Annotated in this window: 16 protein-coding genes and 2 tRNA genes; 10 read left to right on the forward strand and 8 right to left on the reverse strand. The window is 46.5% G+C overall.

Annotation, left to right across the window (positions count from 1 at the left end; genetic code table 11):
- The first annotated feature begins 62 nt into the window (after nt 1–62).
- Nucleotides 63–716 carry a protein-L-isoaspartate(D-aspartate) O-methyltransferase gene (locus F3J22_RS10990; RefSeq protein ID WP_167017046.1) on the forward strand — a complete coding sequence of 218 codons (654 nt, stop codon included), beginning with the start codon at nt 63–65 and terminating at the stop codon, nt 714–716.
- A 71-nt stretch (nt 717–787) separates the two neighbouring features.
- Here F3J22_RS10990 and F3J22_RS10995 read toward each other — a convergent pair whose 3' ends face one another.
- From F3J22_RS10995 to F3J22_RS11015, 5 genes are all read right to left on the reverse strand, one after another.
- Nucleotides 788–3,265: an outer membrane beta-barrel family protein gene (locus tag F3J22_RS10995; protein ID WP_167017048.1), complete on the reverse strand. Its 2,478-nt coding sequence runs from the start codon at nt 3,263–3,265 to the stop codon at nt 788–790.
- A gap of 164 nt (nt 3,266–3,429) precedes the next feature.
- Nucleotides 3,430–6,015: a TonB-dependent receptor domain-containing protein gene (locus tag F3J22_RS11000; protein WP_167017049.1), complete on the reverse strand. Its 2,586-nt coding sequence runs from the start codon at nt 6,013–6,015 to the stop codon at nt 3,430–3,432.
- Between the two features lie 190 nt (nt 6,016–6,205).
- Entirely contained in the window at nt 6,206–6,712 is a 507-nt protein-coding gene (locus tag F3J22_RS11005) for a DUF445 domain-containing protein (protein ID WP_167017050.1), read from the reverse strand.
- 178 nt (nt 6,713–6,890) lie between these two features.
- Nucleotides 6,891–6,964: transfer RNA gene (locus F3J22_RS11010), tRNA-His, on the reverse strand.
- A 315-nt stretch (nt 6,965–7,279) separates the two neighbouring features.
- Nucleotides 7,280–7,353 (reverse strand) — tRNA-His (locus tag F3J22_RS11015).
- Between the two features lie 426 nt (nt 7,354–7,779).
- Here F3J22_RS11015 and F3J22_RS11020 point away from each other — a divergent pair.
- Nucleotides 7,780–8,985, forward strand: coding sequence for a hypothetical protein (locus tag F3J22_RS11020; protein WP_167017051.1), 1,206 nt, complete (start codon nt 7,780–7,782; stop codon nt 8,983–8,985).
- A 96-nt stretch (nt 8,986–9,081) separates the two neighbouring features.
- On the forward strand, nt 9,082–9,627 hold the full coding sequence (locus tag F3J22_RS11025) for a hypothetical protein (RefSeq protein WP_167017052.1): 546 nt from the start codon (nt 9,082–9,084) through the stop codon (nt 9,625–9,627).
- 9 nt (nt 9,628–9,636) lie between these two features.
- Here the strand turns inward: F3J22_RS11025 and F3J22_RS11030 are convergent, their stop codons facing one another.
- A complete protein-coding gene (locus F3J22_RS11030; protein ID WP_167017053.1) occupies nt 9,637–10,728 on the reverse strand; it encodes an alpha/beta fold hydrolase in 1,092 nt (363 codons plus the stop codon).
- Nucleotides 10,729–10,864: 136 nt separating this feature from the next.
- Between F3J22_RS11030 and aspA the strand changes: the two genes are divergently transcribed.
- The 5 genes from aspA (at nt 10,865) to F3J22_RS11055 (ending at nt 17,271) form a co-directional block, all read left to right on the forward strand.
- The gene (gene aspA / locus F3J22_RS11035) at nt 10,865–12,268 is read left to right on the forward strand and encodes an aspartate ammonia-lyase (protein WP_205195180.1); all 1,404 of its coding nucleotides are present in this window, start codon (nt 10,865–10,867) and stop codon (nt 12,266–12,268) included.
- A 17-nt stretch (nt 12,269–12,285) separates the two neighbouring features.
- Nucleotides 12,286–13,428: a type II asparaginase gene (locus F3J22_RS11040; RefSeq protein ID WP_205195181.1), complete on the forward strand. Its 1,143-nt coding sequence runs from the start codon at nt 12,286–12,288 to the stop codon at nt 13,426–13,428.
- A 50-nt stretch (nt 13,429–13,478) separates the two neighbouring features.
- A complete protein-coding gene (locus tag F3J22_RS11045) occupies nt 13,479–14,819 on the forward strand; it encodes an anaerobic C4-dicarboxylate transporter family protein (RefSeq protein ID WP_167017054.1) in 1,341 nt (446 codons plus the stop codon).
- 29 nt (nt 14,820–14,848) lie between these two features.
- Complete coding sequence (locus F3J22_RS11050; RefSeq protein ID WP_167017056.1) at nt 14,849–16,009, forward strand: porin; 1,161 nt, start codon at nt 14,849–14,851, stop codon at nt 16,007–16,009.
- A 101-nt stretch (nt 16,010–16,110) separates the two neighbouring features.
- The gene (locus F3J22_RS11055; RefSeq protein ID WP_167017058.1) at nt 16,111–17,271 is read left to right on the forward strand and encodes a porin; all 1,161 of its coding nucleotides are present in this window, start codon (nt 16,111–16,113) and stop codon (nt 17,269–17,271) included.
- A 75-nt stretch (nt 17,272–17,346) separates the two neighbouring features.
- Here the strand turns inward: F3J22_RS11055 and F3J22_RS11060 are convergent, their stop codons facing one another.
- On the reverse strand, nt 17,347–18,648 hold the full coding sequence (locus F3J22_RS11060; protein WP_205195182.1) for a neutral/alkaline non-lysosomal ceramidase N-terminal domain-containing protein: 1,302 nt from the start codon (nt 18,646–18,648) through the stop codon (nt 17,347–17,349).
- Between the two features lie 252 nt (nt 18,649–18,900).
- Nucleotides 18,901–21,321, reverse strand: a complete 2,421-nt coding sequence (locus tag F3J22_RS11065) for an MG2 domain-containing protein (RefSeq protein ID WP_167017059.1) — start codon at nt 21,319–21,321, stop codon at nt 18,901–18,903.
- 124 nt (nt 21,322–21,445) lie between these two features.
- On the opposite strand from F3J22_RS11065, the gene F3J22_RS11070 reads away from it, so the two are divergent.
- Complete coding sequence (locus tag F3J22_RS11070; protein WP_167017061.1) at nt 21,446–22,678, forward strand: NAD(P)/FAD-dependent oxidoreductase; 1,233 nt, start codon at nt 21,446–21,448, stop codon at nt 22,676–22,678.
- 91 nt (nt 22,679–22,769) lie between these two features.
- Entirely contained in the window at nt 22,770–23,831 is a 1,062-nt protein-coding gene (locus F3J22_RS11075) for an aldo/keto reductase (protein WP_167017063.1), read from the forward strand.
- Nucleotides 23,832–23,843: the final 12 nt, after the last annotated feature.

Genomic DNA, 23,843 nt, shown 5'->3' on the forward strand with positions numbered 1-23,843 from the left:
ATGTGGGAAATTCAAAATCCCGAATTCATTGAAAATCGCAGGTATTGGTTAATTTTGCGGCTATGAGGCAGTATGAAGACACCTATAAACAAAAAGGGTTACGCAGACAATTAGTAGAAGGTATCCGCCAGAAAGGAATAACTGATGAGAACGTACTTGCAGCTATTGGCAATATTCCAAGGCATTTCTTTCTTGATACAGCTTTTGAACTGGCCGCCTATGAAGACAGGGCTTTTCCTATCGGTGAAGGCCAAACGATTTCTCAGCCATATACGGTGGCCTATCAAACACAGCTGCTGGAAATAAAACCATACGAAAAAGTACTGGAAATCGGTACCGGAAGCTCTTACCAGGCCTGCGTTCTCGCAGAGCTGAAGGCAAATGTATTCACCATAGAAAGGCAAAAACGCCTATTCGACCAGGTGAAAAACTTCCAGTTTAAATCCAAATACCCTAACCTCCGCTTCTTTTATGGCGACGGCTATGAAGGCCTTCCTTCCTATGCACCATTCGATAAGGTGCTGGTCACTGCAGCAGCACCGCAGATCCCTGAAAAACTGGTGCAGCAGCTGAAAATTGGCGGTAAAATGGTGATCCCCGTAGGCGGACAGGAAGTACAGCGTATGCTGCGTATTACCAAAGTCAGCGACACAGAAGTAGAACAGGAGCTGTTCGATAACTTCTCCTTTGTGCCTATGCTGGCAGGAAAGAAATAAGTATTTATTTTTTAATTTATAAAGAGAAAAGCCTGTATCTACTCAGTAGATACAGGCTTTTTCCTTTATAACTATAATCTTCCACGCTCCGGATTTGGCTTCGGTGGCTCCTCTTCCTGTTTCTCTTCCTCTTCTGTATGTTTTTTCTTTTTAAACATATTCGGGTCCATCTTGCCGAAACGATAGCGTAGATTCAGGCGTACGAAGCGGGTGGCGCGTTTACGGTCGTAGTCCTGGATAAATGTAGGCGTCTCGTAATGTGAGTTGAACTGCTGTGTATTCAGTACATCGGAGATGTTCACTGCTACCACCAGCCTGTTACCCTTGAGCATTTCCTTGCGTATGCCGAAGTCTATGCCGTTCATGGCCTTGAATGTTCCCTGCGGCTGGATACGCGGACTGCGGTAATGCCCGCTCAGTTCTGTTGTAATCCGCAGTGGTAAACGAAACTGCATATTGCCACTGAGGCCAAGGGTGTAGTTTTCGTTTTTAATAGTAACACTATTGATGGTATTGTATTCCAGGTTAACGTTGGAATTGAACTTCCACCATTTGGTAATTTTCCAGCTATAGGAAAAATTAGCGCCCATATTCCTGGAAGTGGCCAGGTTCATAGGTTTGGTGGTGGTAACACCGGTAATGGTGTCCAGGGTGCTGATACGATCGATGTTGTCGTTCGTTTGCGCAAAATAGATACCTGTGCTCAGGTAGTTATTGGTTTGCGGGTACCAGGCGGAATAGTTCAGTTCAAATTTGTTGGTCAGCGCCGAACGCAGGTCCGGGTTGCCGGTGCGGATATTCTGCGGATCGCTGTTGTTGATATAAGGTAGCAGCTGATCGAAGTTAGGACGGTCTATACGCGTGCTGTAATTAAATACCAGGTTCTGGTTCTGGTTGGCAGGCAGATTATATTTCAGGAACACACTCGGGAAGATGTTAAAGAAAGATCTGTCTACACGGGAAGATTTGGTAAATGAATATCCTCTCAGGTACGACTGCTCAGCCCTGGCACCCACCTGGTAGCCCAGGTTGCCGATGGCATTGGCAAAGTTGAAGTAGCCTGCATAGATATCTTCTTCATAATTATATTTATTGGAGAGATCCAGACTGGGGATAAAAGCCAGGCTGTCCTGATTATAGAGTAGTGCCAGGTAGTCGTTGTTGATGCTGCGCATCGTCGCTTTCACGCCGGTTTCCAGCTTACCTTTTTTACCAATGGGGCTGGTATAGTCCGATTGGAGGTTCCAGAATTTATTGCCGTTTAAGCTGTTGTTATGCTGGTTGCTGGTACGGTAGGTGGTATCCGCATTGGCGTGATAATAATTGCTCCCGTACTGGCTGCTGCCGTTGCTGGCATTATCGCTGTAGCTGACATAGGCCGTCAGTTCCTGGTTTTGCTTTGCAAAAGTGCGTTTATAGGAGATGCTGGTATTGTTGTTATTATTGTTGTAATGGCTGATGTTATTACGAATGCCATAGGTCAGCAGGTTGCGTTTATCGTCCAGGTTATTCAGGTTGATGTTATCGAAACTGCCGCCGTAGCTGTAGTTCAGACCTTGTGCAATGGTGATGGTGTTATGATCGTCCAGGAAGTAATCCATTCCGAACCTGCCACCGTTGTTGCCGTTGAAGTTATTGTTACGGCTGGTTTGCGTGAAATAACGCGTGTTCGATGAGTCGGTGATAAGATTTTCCCTGCGGCTGATACCACTGCCGCTGAGGTCTTCATATCTGCCGTTGTAATTAGCAAAGAAGTTGAAGCGTTTGATACGCAGACTTGCATTGGCGCTACCGTTGAGCTGTCCGCGGGTAGCCGCGCCAACATTGAACATGACGTTATAGCCGATGGCTTTATCTTTCTTCAGTACGATGTTGATAATACCCCCGCCGCCCTGCGCTTCGAATTTAGCAGAGGGATTGTTGATGACTTCCACGCGGTCGATACTTTCGGCCGGAATCATCTGAAGTGCTGTTTTAGCATCACCAAACGGCGAAGGTTTTCCATCTACATAAATAGTCACACTTTTACCTCTCAGTGTAACATTGTCGTCTATATCAACATCTACGCTGGGGATATTTTTGAGTATATCTGTACCGGTACCACCTTCTGCGTTAATCATATCTCCCGCATCAAAAACCTGTCTGTCTATCTGCATGGAAAATGCAGGTTTTTCGGCTTTGATTTCAACGGTATTCAGTTCTTTTCCGGCTCTGTTCAGGTGAAGGGTGCCGGCAAAAGTATTTTTGCCTTCGCTTACGCGAACGGCTTTCTCGAGTTTTTGATAACCCATGAAAGTAACGCGTATAACATATACGCCGGGAGCAACATTATTGAAGCTGAAATTGCCGGTAGCATTGGTGTACATACCGGTTACGACGGAAGAGTCGGTGCTGTTTAGCAACACTACGGACGCCATCTCTACAGGCTTTGTGGTGGTAAGGTCCACAATTTTCCCGGAGATTTTCAAAGGCTGGGGAGCAGTCGTTTGTCCATAAACGTTACATAGCAACAGCAACAACACCAACAACAGTGATAAGTGTTTTCGCATGCAGGATACTAGCTTTATTCTTTTGGTTTGATCGGTTCAAAAGTACTCGCTGCTGCCATAAATTTCAGGGGTATGTGATGAGTGGTAGTCAAAAAATGATAGCCGGCGTTGCGCTGTGGTAGCGCTTTGCCGGCTATTGGTTGCATCCATCTTCTTTATCGGTATCAGAATCCTTGCATATCATTCATCTGATTATCGCCATTGTCGCTGCGCTTTTTCTTCTTGAAGAGATTCGAATCGAGTTTACCGAAACGATAGCTTACATTGACTTTGAATATTCTTGATTCGCGTTTGCGGATGTAATCCTGTGCGAATGTTGGTGTTACCTGGTTCAGTTCGTACTGACGTGTGTTGAAGATGTCGGACACGCTTGCTGTTACAGAGAGTGCCTTATTTTTCAGGAAGTCTTTACGAACGGCTACATCTACCATGCTGAATCCTTTGATGGTACCTTGTGCAGAAGTCGGTATCATCATCATACCGCCGCCTCCGCCACCACGGCCGCCTCCACCACCACCGCCGCTGCCGTTGTTAGGCAGTGCAACAGTAGGAGCCTGGTAAGTAGCATTCACCTGTAAGGTGAAATTGTAAGGCAGTTTTGTTTCTGAGTTGATTTTACCCATCCAGCTGAAACCGCTGTTGTTGAAGGTATGATCGCCGTCTGTTACCTGTATATCTGTCTGGTAGAGGTTTACGTTGGTAGTAAGGTCCCATCCCGGAATGATCTGATTTTTCATGGTCAGCTCTGCGCCGTAGGAATTACTTCTGTTGGCGTTGGTGAACTGTGTCAGCAGGGTATCTTTACCGATCGGTGTACTCAGGGTAGTGATCAGGTTATTGGTATTGCGGAAGTAGACGCTTCCGAGGAAGTTCGCGGTTTTCCAGTTTTTCACATAGGAGAACTCCAGGCTGTTGGTGTATTCCGGCTTCAGGTTAGGGTTACCTTCACGCTGGTTTTGCGGATCGCTGTAGTCTCTGTAAGGAATGAGCTGGAAGAAGTTCGGGCGGTTTACTCTTCTGGAATAATTCAGCTGTAATTCCTGGTCCTGCTGCAGTTTCTGGGAGAGGAACAGGCTTGGGAAGAAGCCAGGAGTAGCCTTGGTAGGCTTATAGGTAACGCCCTGGTTTTCGCCGGCATAAATATATTGTTCTACACGTAATCCTGCCTGGTAGCCGAAATTACCAATGGTATTGGCGAAATTGGCATATCCTGCATAGATCTGCTCTTTGTAGGAGTAGTTGGTAGACAATGAATCTACGTGCGGGAAAGTATTGGTAATTGTATCCTGGTTGAATACATCGTATTTGCTGTCATAGTTTCTGAGCGTGGCTTTCACACCTACTTCCAGCTTACCGTTTTTACCGATTGGGTTGGTGTAGTCAGACTGCATTGTGACGAAAGTGGTGTGGCCATTGGTGGTATTGTTCTGGCGTACCGACTGTCCGAGTGCGGTTCCTGAAGGGTCTTGTGCCTGTGTGATATAGTCGCCGATTCTGCTGTTGTTGCTTTTGTTGTAGTTGACATCAGCAGTCAGTTCCTGGTTAGGTTTCGCAAAAGAGTGGCGGTAATTCAGCGCCGTGGTGTAGTTGCGGAAACTCATGGAACTGTTATTGAGCCTGTCGTTTCTGCCGTTTACGATTTTGTCGTTGCCGGAAAAGAAGCTCTGCAGGTCTTCATTTGTTTTGAAGTCACCGCCACCGATATTTTGTGACAGGGAGATCGTATTACGGTTGTCGATAGAGAAGTCGGCGCCGATACGACCAAACTGGAACAGCGGTTTGCTGGTGCTGTTGCTGTTCTGGCGGAGGTAGTTGGTATCACCTTTGGTGCCGAAGTTGGTACGGTTGGTGGTTCCTTCGCCCCAGTTCTGATTGGCATTTAAATTATAGTTCGCATATACGTTCCATTTGCCCTGGCGAACAGCGATGTTGCCGCCGGCATTGTATTTATTGTTGTTGCCGATACCTGCGTTAACAGAGCCATTGAAGCCGGCTTTTTTGTTTTTCTTGAGAACGATATTCAGAATACCGGACATACCTTCTGCATCGTATTTCGCGGAAGGGTTGGTTACCAGTTCAATGCTTTCGATAGCGTCGGCAGGGATCTGGTCGAGGGTGAGGGTAGAAGGTTTACCGTCGATAAAGATATTTGGTGAAGCGTTACGAACTGTTACGTTACCGTCGAGGTCTACGTTTACGGAAGGTACGCTTTTGAGAACATCCTGTGCGGTACCGCCAACACTGGTGAGGTTGCGGTCTACGTTGAATACTTTTTTATCGATACCCATCTGGAAGGCGCTTTTCTGGCCGGTTACCTCTACGCTGTTCAGCATTTTAGTATTGGGCTGCAGTTTGATGTTGCCCAGGTCCTGTTCCAGTGTTTCCTTGGTGATGGTTACTTTTTTGGTGATGGTCGTGTAGCCCATGAAGTTAATACGGATTACGAGCGGGCCGAACGGGAGATTTTCGAGAGAGAAGTCGCCATTGGATTTGGTGAGCATCCCTGTAACCACGGAGGAGTCTTTCGCTTTGAGTACTGCAACGGAAGCGTATTCTATTGGCTTATTGGTAGCGCCGTCCAGCAATTTTCCATAAAGATGTCCGATTTGCGGCATATTGGGTCTTGGTCCCTGCGTTCGTGCTGCTCCTTGCTGTTGAGGGGCTGTTGGTTTACTTCCTGCAGGGTTCTGTGCAAAGGAATGAACCTGCCACAACATAATACCAGCAATAATTGCATAGCATTTTTTCATCTGTGTATATAGCCAGTTTTTTATCCGGGTTAAAACAAAATTATCGGGGAGACATTATGAATGGTTTCATTTTGTGATGAGCGGAATTAATACGGGGGAATCGTGGGAAAAGGGGCGCCCAAAGGTCTTAACAGTAATTAACAGAGAAAAAAATGCCGGCAGCTGATGACAGGCTGCCGGCATTTTAAAGTTATTTAATATAACAGGCAAGTATAAGTGAAATGACGCCAATAATGAATCCTGTGGCGGCTCCCAGCAGTTTGAACTTAGTCAGTTCTTTGCCAAGAAATTGTTGTACGCCGGACTGCAATTGTTCGTCGGAAATGGCCGCGATTTTATTGCTGACGATTTTTTCCAGGTTAAGATCATTCTCTACATTGTTGAGGTATTGATTGATCATAACGGGAAAGAGTGTATCCAGTTCCGTTACGAGGTGGCCTTTTATCTGGTTGACGGTACTGTCGCCGATAAACATGGAGAGTACCGGCATTGCTTTAGGGAGGCGGGTGCGGAGAAATTCGTCGAGGTGTTGTTCAACAACGGGGATGATGCTTTTGATTTTTTCCGGATCAGTTAGTTTTTGTTTGATGACAGCGAAAGAGAATTGTTGTCCGGCGATTTTTCCTAACTGAGCGGCCAGCTGTTCGCGGCGTGCGGCGAGGCTTTTTATCAGCATTGACACAGCAAAGCTGTTCATAAGCCAGCCTAGTACAGCGGCGATAAGCGGAAGTGTATAAATCATGAGCTAAAGTGCTTGTAATGGTTAGAACAGATGATCGGCTATGTACCTAAAAAAATGATGTCGGTAAAGATAGTTAGTTACGGTCAGATATAAACGAAAAAAGGCCTCCGTCTGGAAGCCTTTTTCATTTTCGGGTGGATGAGGGGTCTCGAACCCCCGACCCTCAGAACCACAATCTGATGCTCTAACCAACTGAGCTACAACCACCGTCTGTGCAACGTTTGGAACATTCGTTCGTTTCGTTGTTGGGATTGCAAAGATAAGGGAAAGTCTTTTTAATTTCCAAACAGTTATGAAATTTTTTTTGTGAGAATTGTTGTCTTGTTTTTTGTGAGAAGATGGTGCGGGAGATTTTCAACAGGTGATCATGATGCAACTGCGTTTTGTTGTCATCAAAAAGAGCGGGCGCCGTCGGCGCCCGCTCTTTTTGAAGTTCTGCCCGCCGGAGGTGGGCAGAACTTCAAAAAAGTAAAAAGTAAGTAAACGAAAAAAGGCTTCCGTCTGGAAGCCTTTTTCTTTTCGGGTGGATGAGGGGTCTCGAACCCCCGACCCTCAGAACCACAATCTGATGCTCTAACCAACTGAGCTACAACCACCGTCTGTACAACGTTTTGAACATTTGTTCGTTTTGTTGTTGGGAGTGCAAAGGTAATGGAAAGTATTCTTATTTTCCAAATTGTTTTTAAAATTTTTTATCAGGACTTTATAAATTATAGAAAAAACCCATGCCAGATAAGGATCTGCACGCTTTAAAAAATTGATAAGATTCAATCTCTCCTGCCTGATTTTCTTATTTTTCTGTGTATCTTTGTACACTTTCCCATTTCATTCCCGTTTTATTAAACTATTGAAGATCAGTTAGTTGATTTTAAAAGTGGTGTATCAGGTACCCATATAAGGTTCTTATGCACTGATTTAGCCCGGAATTGTTTTCCCGAAGAGAAAAAAATGACAATTCTCTTCTTTCATCTTCAATAAACGACTGCTCAGACAGGTATTTAATTCTTAATTGTATATATATTATGGATCAGCTTAAACTGAAACTACAGGAGTACTATCAACGTTACCAGCAACTGGATCGTAAGGTAAAACCTGCAAAGGAGGAGCCCGGAAAAGAGGATGTGCTGGACATGGAAAACGATATTCTTTCACAGTTCGGATTACCCACCTCGCGGCGCTTCGTACAAATTTTACATGATTTTGTACACCACGGCCAGGTGAATGACCAACTGCTGGATTATGTAAGCCGCAAACTCAGGTCGGCCGCCAGGAAATATCTCCTGTCGCCCGTTGTGTCCGACATCGAGTTGATGCAGAACGCATACGATCAGAAAAGATCCCCGTATGACGTACTGCCTGAACTCGGCTATCCCGCGCATGAGTATGCCATCTTTCTCATCGGAGAATTATACTACCGCCGGAATATCCCTGCCAACGATATCCTCGACGAACTCAAACAAATGCAGCACTTCGACAGCTGGAACGATCTAACTCTGCTGAGTAAAATGAATAATTACACCAGCAACGAACTCTACACCAAACTGAAAAAACACGGCCTGCGATTTATTGACGATTATATCCAGCACAGCCGCCGGCAGGAAACTTCCAGGCTGGTCAACAAAAGACCTACCCCCGCCGAAGAAGGCTACAAACCTAATTACCGTACCATCACCAAAGTACAGGTAGAAGATATCATCTTTGATGAACATACTTCTCCCAGTCTGTTCGGTAAAATCAGGAACGGCCGCAACTATAACAGGATCACCATCAGCCTGGAGTTCTCTGAACTGAACCAGATACTGATGAGCAGCGACGACCTGGGCGTTGAAATCAGCAATCATATCAAAAAACGCCTGGCTAATCCATCTGCAGAAAAACCAACGGTAATAGATATACGCGCAGAATTCGGTAATGTCCTCAAACTGGACAACTGCTATCTCGAAGTCTATAAACCTCAGCACAGAGAAGGAAATAAATGGGTAGAAGATAAAGACAACTTCTACTTCGTCGATAAAATTCTCACTAAAAAAGAATTCGAAAAAAGAACCAAAGAAGAAGAAGTGAAGCATAAAATCCAGGAATGCCTGGAGCTGATCGGTGGTTCTTATGTATACTATCAGCGCCTGCGCAGACTGGGTATCACGGACGATGAAGCAAAACTCCGTGCCGGCTTACAGGACGAATTACTCTTTAAATTATCTTATTTCCTTAACAAGGTGAAAGAATAGTGTTATAAGTTTGAACTAAACAGCAAGCGCTGGTCTCTACCCGGTAGAGGTCAGCGTTTTTTTATTTCAAATTGTTTAAGTTTGATGTCAAAAAAAATGGAAGAACTTACATTAGGCGTTGGCTCCAGGGTACAGCACGCGCATTTCGGACCTGGTGTGATCGTTGGCGTCAGATATGCACAATACCAGGTTACCTTTATGGACCACGGCGTTAAACTGATTGATAAAACCGATCCGCTGTTTGAAGTACTGGTAGCCGAAAACGTAACCGCTGAAGTGGAAACGGCCAGTGAAATGGAAATCTCGCTGCTGAAAATTCTACGCCTCTGGGGCGGCATTACAGAAGTAGTGCCTTTGGGCGATAAATGGCGCAATGGTACCATCATCCTGCAACCCGGCGATACTTCCCTTAAAGCAAAAGAATTACCTGTTGAAACGTTCTTTCATAAAATCGTTATGCTGCGCGACAGACTTCGTGTACTGGAACAAAGCATCAACAGTCATAAAGTACTGACTGATGAAGAGAAGGTCAATATGCAGCAGTATATCACCCGCATCTATGGCTCGCTGACTACCTTCAATGTCATGTTCCGTGATAAGGAACATTGGTTTGTCGGAGAAAAGAGCGGCAGCAACGACTAAAGCGTTGCTTTATTTACTATAGATTTTTTCCGTCAGCCAGCTGTAATTGTCCAGGTTATGATGCAGGAAGATGTTTTTCCCGTCGAAAGGAAAGCGCTCATCATAGCCTGGCACCGGAAATAACACTACCGGCGTTCCTGCCGGCATGTAATGATGACTCTTCACAAAATCAGGTCGCTGGTATTGTGGCAATTCCTTTCTTACCCGCTTATAGAGCATCTTTCCCAATATACGTTGCATACGCCTGCTGGTACGGCGTCCGGGCCTGTCTAATCTTCCATAGATATATTTCAGCGCTGACCTTGCCGGCCATTTCTGACTTTTGAGCGCCTTGCTGATATCTCCGAAAGGATTTATGGTCGTGAAGTCTTGTGTTGTCTGCACAGAAAATGGCGTCTCTACTACCCAGTCGCGCGGGTTTACTACACGCAGTCCCCATCCGTCGCGGGTGATATAATCATAGTCGTAGGCGAAATTCTGGTTGCCTGGTTTAGGCGCAGCACTACTATAGGTTTTGTACACGATATCTTTCGGCATACCCTCGAGGTAGGCGAGGTAAGCGCGTACCAGGTAGGTGATAGCACCACCCTGACTATGTCCTGTAATAATAAATTCGTGTATCCCATTACGGTAGCATTCCCTTACGTGAGCGGCTATATCAGGGCCCATGGCTGCCAGGCCTATCATCCAGCCGGCATGGACATATGACTGCGGATCTACAGAAAGTTTATAATTAAAACGGGTGGAGTCGTTCAGTTGCAGCTGCCCGGTGGCAGGTATCATACCGGCGTAGAAGTTTTCCATCCAGGAAACGGCGGTGCCATTGGTGCCCCGGATATCAATGATGGCAACGGAATCATCGCGGAGCCAGAGGTCCCAGCGGTTTTGGAGTCCTACCACCGGTGAGCGGTAAATCATACGGCAGTTGGCCGGGGGAGGTGCCTTGACTTTTGTCCATGGGGTATCTCCTGAACGGTGAATAATGTTGAGTAGCTGTTCGTATTCTGCTGCATCGAAACCGGGCTTCAGATGCTGTGCGCGCAGGTTATCCCGCGAAAAAATAAAAATCAGAAAAAATATAATCGAAATACGGTTCAGCATAGACGTTCGCTAATTTATTGACGGTTCATTGATGAAGTTAAATTAAATAATCACCAATAAACACACAATGTCAAACAATTTCGAGCCTCCCATTGTTGTAAAAGCATTTACCTTCCTGTTTTAAATCTTTTAACTGATGTCAAAAAGAATCGAACATGATTTCCTTGGTGAAAAGGAAATCCCACAGGATGTATACTACGGTATCCAAACATTAAGAGCGCTGGAAAACTTCCATATCACCGGTATTCCGCTGAAAGTAGAACCTGCAATGGTACAGGCACTGGGATATGTGAAAAAAGCCGCAGCCATGGCCAACCGCGATCTGGGCGTATTGGACAAGGAGATTGCGAAGTTCATCATTAAAGCCAGTGATCGTGTGATTGCAGGTGAATTTGATGATCAGTTCCTGAGTGATCTTATCCAAGGCGGCGCAGGTACATCTGTAAACATGAACGCAAACGAAGTAATTGCGAATGTTGCACTGGAAATGATGGGACACAAGAAAGGCGATTACCAGTATTGCCATCCCAACAACCATGTCAACTGTTCACAGTCTACCAACGATGCGTATCCTACTGCTTTCCGTATCGCTTTGATCAATAAACTTACCAGCTACAAAGAATCAGTGGCATTGCTGGGAGAAGCTTTTGAGCAGAAAGGTCATGAGTTTAAGAATATCCTGAAAATGGGTCGTACCCAGTTGCAGGATGCAGTACCAATGAGCATGGGCGATGAGTTCAGGGCTTTTGCTACCAACCTGGGTGAAGAAGCACCAAGGATCGAAGAAAGTAAAAGACTGATCTCTGAAATTAACATGGGCGCTACTGCTATCGGTACTGGTGTGAACGCACCTGCCGGTTATTCTGAGCTGGTAACCAAATACCTTCGTGAAGTAACAGGCCTGGATCTTTCGCTGGCAGCTGACCTGATCGAAGCTACCTACGATACCGGCGCTTATGTGCAATTGTCTGGTGTGCTGAAACGTACTGCTGTGAAGATTTCTAAAATCTGTAATGACTTACGTCTGCTCAGTTCCGGACCACGTGCAGGGCTAAACGAAATTAACCTGCCTCCGATGCAGCCAGGTTCTTCTATCATGCCAGGAAAGGTAAATCCGGTGATCCCTGAAGTGGTGAACCAGACTGCCTTCTATGTGATAGGTGCTGACCTTACCGTTACACTGGCAGCAGAAGCGGGCCAGTTACAGCTCAACGTAATGGAGCCGGTACTGGGCTTTGCGCTGTTTACCTCCATTTCCTATATGACTAATGCTGTCAATACCCTGCGTGAGAAATGCGTTGTAGGCATTACTGCCAACGGCGAACATACGCGTCAGATGGTAATGAACAGTATCGGTATCGTTACACAGCTGAACCCTGTTATCGGTTATGAGAAATCTGCCGGAGTAGCAAGAGAAGCGCTGGAAACGGGTAAATCTGTACATGACATCGTCGTGAAAGAGAAGAAATATATCACCCAGGAGAAATGGGATGAAATCTTCACTTTCGACAATCTTATCCGGCCAAAATTCATCCAATAAAAAAAACCAGGTTGATTATGTTACGTTCTTCATTTTTCGTTTATGGCTTTATGTTAGCCTGCGGAGCAGGTATGCTGACTTCTTCGGAAGTACAGGCACAAAAGAAAAAGAATCAACGGGCAGAAACAACGAAGGCTGTAGCTGCAGACAGAAGCTGGGAAAAGGACAAGAACCTTCCCAATATTGTGATCTTAGCTACTGGCGGCACTATTGCCGGCGCAGGCACCTCCAGTGTCAGCGCCGGTTATACTGCCGGTAAGCTGCCAATTGAAGACCTGCTGAATGCCGTTCCAGAGGCCAGGAAAGTAGCAAACCTGGAAGGAGAGCAGGTAGCCTCCGTAGGAAGTCAGGCTATGACAGACAGTGTATGGCTGAAACTCGCCAAACGTGTTAACCAGATATTACAACGCCCCGATGTGGATGGTATCGTGATCACCCATGGTACGGATACACAGGGCGAAACCGCTTTCTTCCTAGATCTTACTGTTAAATCAAATAAGCCGGTAGTGATGGTAGGCGCTATGCGTAGTGCTACTGCTATTTCTGCCGACGGACCCAAAAATCTGTATGACGCCGTTGTTATCGCTGCAAGCAAATCTGCTGCCGGCAGGGGCGTATTGGTGGCCATGAATGAAGAAATCTTCTCCGGCCGCGAAGTTACCAAAACAAATACTACCAGCACTGCTACCTTCCAGGCGCCCAATGCCGGCCCGCTGGGATACATCTATGATGGAAAAGTAGCCTGGTACCACAATACTATTCGTAAACATACAACACAAAGTGTTTTTGATGTCAGTAATGTAAACGAACTTCCTAAAGTGGATATTCTCTACGGATATTCCAATCCTGATCCCAATCTGGTAGACTGCCTAATGAGCGATGGCACCAAAGGAATTGTTATTGCCGGTGTCGGTAATGGTAATCTTTATCCTACGGTGGAAGCCAAAGTAAAGCAGGCTACAGCAAAAGGTATTGTGGTGGTAAGAGCTGCCCGTGCCGTTAGTGGCCGTGTTACCCTGGATGGTGAAACCGATGATAAAGCCCTGGGCACAATTGTATCTGATGACCTGAACCCTGAAAAAGCCCGTGTGCTCCTACAGCTGGCATTACTGAAAACCTCCAGTCCTGCTCAGATACAGCAATACTTCTTTGAATACTAACAATTAGCTGCGGCCAGGCCGCTATCATATCACCGTATATTTTTATTGCTATGGTCTGGATTGAATTCGCCATCCTGTTGGGCGCTATTTTGATCGGTTCACAGATGAAGGGTATTGGTTTGGGGGTGATGGGTATGGTGGGATTACTGATCTTCATTTTTGTATTTAGAATGATGCCGGCAGATCCGCCGATCGACGTAATGCTGATTATTTTGTCGGTGGTAACCACTGCGGCTGCATTGCAGGCGGCAGGGGGAATGGATTTCATGGTACGGCTGGCAGAAAAGATCCTGCGAAGCAAGCCTTCGCTGATAGTATTGATAGCCCCGCTTACTACGTTTGCTTTCTCTGTTTTCGCCGGCACTGCACACATTACCTATTCACTGCTGCCCATCATTGCGGAGGTATCTACCAAAAAAAGGATACGCCCGGAAAGGGCACTCAGTATCTCGGTAATAGCTTCCCACCTTGCAGTTACTGCCAGTCCTATTTCTGCTGCTACTGCGGCACTGGTAGGTATTCTGGGTGGTGCTGTTACGTTACCTAAAGTGGTAATGGTGGTGATTCCTTCTTCTATCATCGGTATACTCGCCGGAGTGATCGTTTGCTGGAAAAAAGGTAAGGAGCTGGACAAAGACCCGGTTTTCCTGGAAAAGATGAAAGACCCGGAATTTGCCAAAAGTATTGATGCGGAATCTACTACCGATAAGAAGCCATTACTACCAGGCGCTAAAACATCTGTACTGATTTTTGGCCTGGCAGTATTACTGATCGTAATGGTAGGCGCCTTCCCTAATATGTTGCCTTCCTTTGAGCCAAATCACCCTAATATGGCGGTGAACGGGTTGGGTAATATCAAGATGGCCGCCATGATAGAACTGATCATGCTGGGCGCTACAGCCGCCATTATGCTGATCTGTAAAACCTCCAGCAGTGCAGTTGCTAAAGCAAGCCTGTTTACTGCCGGCGCTACTGCGGTTATTTCTGTATTCGGGGTGGTATGGATGAGCGCCACCTTTATGCAAACCAACCAGGCACTGATTGAACATTCGTTAGGTGATATGGTACGTTCTGCACCATGGACATTCTCCATCGCAATATTCGCGCTGAGTATACTGCTGTTCAGCCAGGCCGCCACCACACAGGCGTTGATGCCCCTGGGGCTTTCACTGGGGATCAGTCCTGCACACCTGGTTGCCATGTATCCCGGCGCTAACGGCGACTTTGTACTTCCCGGCTATCCTACGCTGCTGGCAGCTATCAACTTTGACCGTACCGGTAGTACGCATATAGGGAAATTTGTCGTCAACCATAGTTTTATGATACCCGGATTAGTAGCCGTAGGCGTTACGATAGCGGCAGGGTTCTTCTTCTCCAGTATTCTGTTATAGTTTCATCTTACGACCATAATCTAACTGAAATGCATACACGTTACATCCTGTTGTCTGTTTTATTATTGTTGTCGTTCACTGCGATGTCGCAGCAGCAAGAATATTCAGATACGCTTCATAAACCATTGATTTCTCTGCCCAAATCCTTTCTGCTGGATAATATGGATCTGATTGCAAATATGAGATTTGCAGAGAGAAATGAGTTTATTGACGGTACCTACCAGGGCTCTAAATTCGTGAATGAACAATTCCGCCTGGAACTGAGAGGAAAGGTAACCGATAAACTCTACTTCCGTTTTCGTGACCGCTATACCCGCGATCCGGAAACGCAGTCAGTGGATAATATAAGCCGTTCCACTGACCTGGCCTATCTGCGATTCGATCCTACCGAAAAATGGAAGATCTATGCAGGTAAGCTTTGTGCAGACTGGGGTGGTTATGAATTCGACGCCAACCCGATCGAGATATATGAATATTCAGATATCATTGAATACGCTGATAACTTCCTGTCTGGTGCCGGCGTGGGTTTCCTGCCAAATAAAAAGAATGAATTCACCGTACAGCTGCTGAATAGCCGTACCAAAACATTCAAGGAGCTATACGATACCATCCCCGGTATTACAGAGGCTAAGTTTCCTTTTGCTGCTGTATTTAACTGGCGTGGCAGCTTCCTTGACGGAAAACTGAATACAATCTGGTCTTACAGCATCTTTAAAGAAGCTACCCATCAGTATATGAATTACTTCGCTTTTGGTAACCAGCTATTGCTGAAGAAATTTATGCTGGAGTACGACTTTAAACTTAGTCTCGAAAACCTGGACAGGAAAATGCTGGTATCCGGCTTTGTACACAATGGTGTGGCAGAGCAGGGGGTACGGTATATGAGCCACTGGGTCAGGGCAGATGGGCAGATCAGTAAACTGGTACACCTGACTTTCACAGGCTTCGTTGACTTTGCCTTTTGGGATGGTAACCCCGACCCCAATGCGGACAAAAAACTGCGTACCGCCTGGGGATATGTTCCCGGAGTGGAAGTATACCCGCTGAAGAACGTAAACCTGCGTGTATATGCTAACATGGTTGGTCGTGTGTACGACTATACGGCGTATGCAAGGAAAAATTACGGAATGGTAAATGGTAATACCTATCGGTTCTCTATTGGTATCATGACGCCATTGACTATATTATAAACCTGCTTGTCTTTTTGTAAATCGGCTAAGGAGTAGATTGCTCCTTAGCTTTTTATTTTATCCGATGCTGGCATTCATCTTCTGACCCTAATCTAACAGAAATGTATACACGTTATCTGCTGCTGTCAGGTTTATTATTGTTTTGGTTTACTGCGATGTCGCAGCAGCAAGAGTATTCGGATACGATTCATAAACCCCTGATTACGCTGCCTAAATCCTATCTGCTGGATAATATGGATCTGATTGCAGATATGAGATTTGCAGAGAGAAATGAGTTTGTTGACGGAACCTACCAGGGCTCAAAATTCGAGAATGAGCAGTTCCGCCTGGAGCTGAGAGGCAAAGTTACTGATAAACTCTTTTTCCGCTTTCGCGACCGTTATACCCGTGATCCGGAAACTCAGTCGATCGATCATATCAGCCGCTCTACTGACATGGCTTTTCTGCGCTTCGATCCTACCGAAAAATGGAAGATCTATGCAGGTAAACTATCTGCAGACTGGGGCGGGTATGAATTCGATGCCAACCCGATTGAGATATATGAATATTCAGATATTATTAAATATTCTGATAACTTTCTGTCGGGTACAGGCCTCGGTTTCCTTCCGAATAAGAAGAATGAATTCACCATACAGTTGCTGAATAGCCGTACCAGAACCTTTAAGGAATTGTACGATACTATTCCCGGTATTACAGCGTCAAAGTTCCCTTTTGCCGCCGTATTTAACTGGCGTGGCAGCTTCTTCAACGGCAAACTGAATACGATCTGGTCCTACAGCTTATTTAAGGAAGCTACGCATCAGTATATGAATTACTTCGCTTTTGGTAACCAGCTGAGGCTGCCTGGATTTATACTGGAGTACGACTTTAAACTTAGCCTGGAAAACCTGGACAGACATATGCTGGTATCGGGCTTTGTGCACAATGGTGTGGCAGCGCAGGGGGTACGGTATATGAGCCACTGGGTACGTGCCGATGGGCAAATCAGTAAGCTGGTACACCTGACCTTCACCGGCTTCGTTGATTTCGCCTATTGGGACGGTAATCCCGATCCTAATGCAGATAAAAAGCTGCGTACCGCCTGGGGATATGTTCCCGGTGTGGAAGTATACCCGCTGAAAAATGTAAACCTGCGTGTATATGCTAATATGGTTGGTCACGTGTACGACTATACGGCGTATGCAAGGAAGAACTACGGCATGGTAAATGGCAATACCTATCGGTTTTCTGTGGGAGTCATGACACCATTGACAATATTATAAACCTGCTTGTCATTTTGTAAAAAGGGCTAAGGAGATCATTACTCCTCAGCCCTTTGCTATTGATGGAATATTGCCTTATTTATTACTGTAATAGCTGCGCAGTGAGCCATTGAGGGTATAATAGTTTTGAAGATGCCTGGTCATAATATTTTCGCCGGCACCTACCTGAATGACATCATCGCCATCGGCGCCGTAGCCGCCCATCGCGGCGGAGCGTACATCCGGAATGTATCCGGGCCATTTACCACCACTCCAGGAATAACCAAAGAGGAAACCATTCATGGAAGCGAGTTTCATCTTCTCTTTCCAGTCGAGCTGAAACTGCACAAACATTTCACCCGGACAAACAGCGATGGAAATCTGGTTATTGATGAGCAGGGTGATAAGGTGTACATCATATGCGCGATTGACGTTATAACGTCCGGTAAAATGCAGGGAATCTACCTTATATTTTATATCAGTGGCAGTAGTTGCCGGCATGCTAATGCTTTTGGTAAGTTTGATTACCTCCCATGCGAGTAATTCACCGGTGCGCTCCATGGGGGCGTAGTTGGTATGGGTGGTGTCTTTATAACCTGATTTCCGCGGACTGATCATCAGCGATTCTATGTTGCCGGCACCCCCATTGATAAACAGGCAGTTGACATTGTTGCCGAATGCTGCTTCCACTTTGCGTGTTGCAACGCCGGGATAGTCTGCTGATACTTCATAGTTAAAGCATACCACATCTGCATGCATGGCGTAGTTCATTACGATGGCCCGTGGATTGTCCTGGAGGTCAGTAATTTTTAGTACGCCTACTTCGGGATCTACAGGTCCGAAAGGAATACGTTCAGGATTTTCTACCTTGTAATGATCGTCGCCTACCCATGATTCGCGGGCACGGCCATCTTCACGAACGATCAGGCGGTTGAAGCCCAGTTGCGGGAAGGTGCTTTTCCCGGCCGCTATTTTTGCGGGGAACATATGAGCAACTGCTTCCCCAACCACTTTAATGATTTGCTGCTCGTAATAAGGCTGGAAAGGGCTGCTCTCCGAAACGTTTATTTTATTATCCACCATCGGGGCGGAGTGATTGTGTGTAGAACTCAGCACTACTCTGGCAATGTTATATTGTTGTTTGCAGGCCTGTTCTACGCGGTCGCTGGTGAATATGGGCAGATCCAGCGATACGAAGGCAATGCGCTCACCATTGACATCCAGCACTAAACTTCTCGCATATACAGAGTCGTGGATAAACTGATCTGTTTTCGGTGTGATGTTGATTTTGCTGGTTCCTGCCTTCAGATTTCCTGTGCCGGCAAGGCTTTTCAAGCTAATGATTATTGATAGAAAAATAAGGGCCAGGAACTGGCGGCCTGATGTAATAAACTGCATAACGGGAATTTTGGATAAGTAACTGAGTAGTGAAAGTAATAGGTGGGAATGATATTTTATTCTCTCCGGAGAAGATAATACCAGCAATAAATAAATTATTATTAATATCGATGAAACGTAGTATGGACGCTTATTTGTGGCTAATTTACTGCTAAAACTTATTGGGCTTGTATATGGATAACGGGGAGGTGAAAAAACAGAAAACGGCAGGTCACCGACCTGCCGTTTTCTAAAAAAATATAATAATAAATTTTAAAACTCTTGTTCTAATCTGCCTACAGCACCGTCTTCAGCCATACCTTCTACTACTACTCTGAATTTCTTCGTGAAATCATTGTTATAGAATTCAAATTTAGCGGTATGGGTGAGGGTATCTACCGGCAGGTTTGCGCTCCAGTAGAGGGTGAGGCGTTTATCAGGTAATGCGTGCACTTCTTTTTTCACGCTGTAGTCAGGTGAATAGAACTGTTTAACCACGCTGTACCCTGCTTTTTTATACAGTTCGAAGCCACGAACGCTTGGATCATTGGTAGGGGTGTTGTCGCCACCTTTTTTGGTGTATACTGCGATTGCACCGTTGGCGCCGCCCATGCCCATAAACGGAGGACGGATCACTTTGATCAGCGCTACATCCGACATAGGAAGGGTAGATATCTGTGAGATATCGGTCTGCATTTCGTTGAGGTAGATGCCAGGAGCACCTCCACGCCAGCTGATGCTTGGATTGTTGATATCGCCGGTGATATTCAGACCCGCAACTTTTGCCTGCAGGTATTGGAATACGTTGAGCGAAGTAGCCGTTTCTTTTGTCAGATCGAAGGTCATGCCATCGCCGCCTGCAAACAGCCCGGAAACGTAGCGTTTTTCGGTAGTTTCAGCAGGTGTAGCTTTTTTGGCGTTTACATTTACTTCTTTCAGATATACTTGTCTGTTGGCAATAGACCTTTGTACTTTATTGCTTTCAGAGGCATTGGCCAGGAATGATTTCAGGGCGCTGTTGTCTACTGCCGGCGGTACGCGCAGCGGGAAAGGAATTTTTATCAGGGTAGTTTTTTCAAAGAAGTGGCTGTTGAATTTAACGCTCACGTCTTTGGTTTTCCTGATATTATCATTGCCCTGGTAGTAGATGTAGGCGGTATCCGGGAATACCATTCCGGTGATATGGAATTCTCCTTTATCATCAACAGGCGCCTGTGCAAACATGCTGGAGCTGTCGGCAGGCACTTTGATGATCATGTCGATGCGGCCGTTGGTCAATGGTCTGCCGGTGCCGGAAGTGGCCTTGCCGTCCATTGTCAGTCCCTGTTCGTACGGGAATTTAATTTGCGGGAATTCGTTGTTGACGATTTTTTCCCAGCTGAACCTTGTCCATCCGTTGGTCATCATTACGAGGTCGAGGGCCTGTAAGGTGGCAGCAGAGTCGTTTCTGAAGTACCAGGCAGGGTTGTATACGAAACCTTTCAGATCGGAGGTCATCAGGAGGTTGGAAATGATGTTGCTGGCGTTTTTGATATCTACCGGTACTGCTTCCGCATCTGTAACTGCTACAGAGATACTGGTATTGATGGTATCCGGCAGGCGCAGTACGAAGGTGTTTTTGGATCTTGGTTCTCTGTGAACATCTGATTCCAGGACATCCATCTCTACTCTGTCTTTTTTGTTGACAAATACCAGTCTTTCCGACACTGGCAGTCCGGATCTGGTGAACAGCGTAATCTGTAATACACCTGAAGGAATACCGCCGGTAGGGATGAAGCCGGAGATACGACCTTCTCCTACGTCCAGGTTGGCTTTATAGACCATCTGGCTGTTCATCTGTGCGAGGACCAGCAGGTCGTTGAAGCTGGTATCGTTGGCGGAGCCTGGAACGGCCTGATAGAAGATCCTGGCGCCTTTGTTATATACTTTCAGCGTCAGGCCTTTCGACTGAGCTGTGGGCAGATTAACGGTTTTTGTTTGTCCTTTGGCACTTTTTACGGTAGCCTGGTAGGTTTCTCCTGCTACCGGATTGTAGTCGAAGCTTCCCATCCCATCGTGCAGGGATTTTATTACAGAGATTTGCTCGCCTTTGCTGTTTTTCACTGCACCACTTACTTCGATCGGGTAGCCGTTCTGGTCGATGGCCTTGAAAGCTACTGTGGATGGCTGTCCTTCCATGGAGTTACCTCCTTCCGGGAAGAATTGCACGGCAAAATCCTGTGCCAGTGAATCGGATTCAGGGCCGAGTTTTTTGGCAGGATCAAATACTTCGATGGTTTTGGTAAAGAAGTAAGCCGGGTCGAAGTTGTTCATCCAGGCGGTATAGGCGCGGATCTGGTACTGACCTGGTTTCTGTGCTTCCGGAAGTTCGAAATCGCCGGTGGAGATACCTCCGCCGCTGGCGAAAAGTTTTTTCTGAACGATATTATTGTTCTTGTCGAGCAGTTCTACATAAAGGTTAGTGGCCTGGGTAGAAGGGAGGCCCTGCAGGGTAATATAGGCTCTGAACCAGATAGTTTCGCCGGAGGCGTAGTAATCCTTGTCCATATGCAGGTATACTTTTTCCTGCGGATAGCGGCTACTGAACTGTTCCAGCGCTTTCACAATTTTGTCCGACCAATCCGTTGGGGCAGGGAGGAAAGCCAAGGCGGTTATCACCCCTGTCAGTAGTGCTATTGGAATTTTCCATTTCATGGTTGTCAATTTGTATACAAATTACTAATTACAATTAATTGTCCTAAGGAATCCCTAAAAATAGCAAGTTCAAAAGATTAAACTTATTATTGCGCGAAATTGTGAAGGTTTTAACAAGATTTTAATGAGTTTGAAGCGTAAAAGGCTTATTGTCACTGGTGGTGGCGCTGCAGGATTTTTCTGTGCGGTGAATGCGGCACGTATGGCCCCTGATCTGGAGGTATGGTTACTGGAAAAAACAGGTAAGCTGTTGTCGAAGGTAAAAGTGAGTGGGGGCGGCCGTTGCAATGTTACCCATAATGCACCGGATATAACCTACATGACTAAACGTTATCCGCGTGGAGGCAATTTTGTAAAAAAGGCCTTCGGGCAGTTCTTTGTGCCAGATACACTGCAGTGGTATGGCGACAGAGGCGTGAAAATCAAAGCAGAACCAGATGGGCGCATGTTCCCTGTTACCGACGACTCCCAGACTATTATTGACTGTCTGTTACGTGAAGCCGATAAATATCTTGTTAATATTAAAACAAATCAGGAAGTAAGTACGCTGGAGAAATTACCTGATGGCAGGTGGCGACTGCAGCTACAGGGCGGCCAGCATATGGACGCCGACTTCGTATGTGTAGCCGCTGGTGGCTATGCACAGGCAGGCAAGTTTCACTGGCTGGAACAAACTGGCCATAGTATTGTACCTCCGGCTCCGAGCCTGTTTACTTTCAATATGCCGGGCAATCCCATTACTTCCCTGATGGGTGTAGCTTCAGAAGCATCCGTGAAAATTGCCGGCACCAAATTACAGCAGCAGGGACCTGTGCTGATTACCCACTGGGGTATGAGCGGCCCGGCAATACTGCGACTGTCCGCATGGGGTGCCAGAGAACTGCAGGATATGCAGTATACCTTTACGGCTATTGTCAACTGGCTGCCTTCCTATAATGAAAACTCCCTTCGTGAAGACTGGCCTGCGCTCCGCCTGGAGCTGGGCAAACAAAAAATATATAACCGCAATCCGTTTCAGCTGCCACAGCGCCTTTGGCAGTTCCTGCTGCAGCAATGCGGCATCAACGAAGAAATGCGCTGGGCCGACGTACCGTCCAAAGAACAGAACCGCCTGCAGAAACTGCTGGTGGCAATGGAATTTCCTGTAAAAGGCAAAACTACCTTTAAAGAGGAATTTGTGACCTGTGGAGGTATTACCCTGAGCGAGATAGACCCTAATACCATGGAAAGCCGTATCGCTCCCGGATTATTCTTTGCCGGCGAAGTAATGGACGTAGATGGTGTTACCGGCGGATTTAACTTCCAGCATGCCTGGACCAGCGGCTTTATCGCCGCAAAAACTATCTCCTCGAGATAGCCCCGCCGGATCCGGTTACAACTTCCCCTGATACGGATACAGTCATACAATCTGACTAACAGACCTTTACATCATAAAAATAAAGCGTCTTATGACAGATTTAAGCAACTATCGTACATTAGGAAAGTCAGGACTGCGCGTTAGCCCGTTGACATTAGGCACCATGACTTTCGGACTGGACTGGAATTACGGTGCCAGCCCCGAAGATGCCAAAGGCATCCTGGCGGCCTACCTGGAACAGGGAGGTAATACTATTGATACGGCCAACATCTACACAAAAGGGCATTCTGAAAAAATTATCGGCGATTACCTCCGTGAAACCGGCATACGCCGCGACGGACTGGTATTATCTACCAAGTTTTATGGCAGCATGCACCCCGGCGACCCCAACAGCGGCGGTACCAGCAGAAAAGCCATGATCGCCGCACTGGAAGACTCCCTGAAAAGATTACAGACAGATTATATCGACTTATACTGGGTACATGCCTACGATCCTTTTACGCCAATTGAAGAAACAATGGCCGCCCTGCACGACCTCGTACAGTCGGGAAAGGTGCGCTACATCGCTGTATCTGATATACCTGCCTGGAAGATCACACAGGCGCAGTTGCTGGCAGCATTCCGTGGATGGTCGCCATTTATAGGTCTGCAGGTAGAATATTCACTGCTGGAAAGGACCGTAGAAGGGGACCTGATCCCGATGGCACAGGAAATGGGCCTCGGCGTAATGCCATGGTCGCCATTGAAGCAGGGCGTATTGTCCGGCAAATATACCCGCGCCAACAACGGGCAGCAACAAAGCAACAGGACGATGATGGCGCCAATGTCAGAAAGTACCTACGTGGTGCTGGACAAACTCGCTGAAATAGCGCAGGCAAAACAGGAAAGCGTTGCAGCGGTAGCGCTCGCATGGGTCAATGCAAGACCAGGCGTAACGTCCACCATCATCGGTGCCCGTACCTTGGAGCAATTGCAGGGCAATCTCCGGTCGCTCTCCGTAACACTGACAGCCGAAGAAATGGCTGCGCTGGATGAGGTGACCACGCCGGTGTTGAACTTCCCGCACCCTATGCTGCCATTTGCCGCAAACCTCAACCAGGGAGGAACCACGATTAATGGCAAAACTTCACAAAGGCCGCCTATCTTACCATAAAAATAATCGCCT

The sequence above is a fragment of the Chitinophaga sp. Cy-1792 genome, from assembly GCF_011752935.1.
In the GTDB taxonomy this organism is placed as follows: Bacteria; Bacteroidota; Bacteroidia; order Chitinophagales; family Chitinophagaceae; genus Chitinophaga.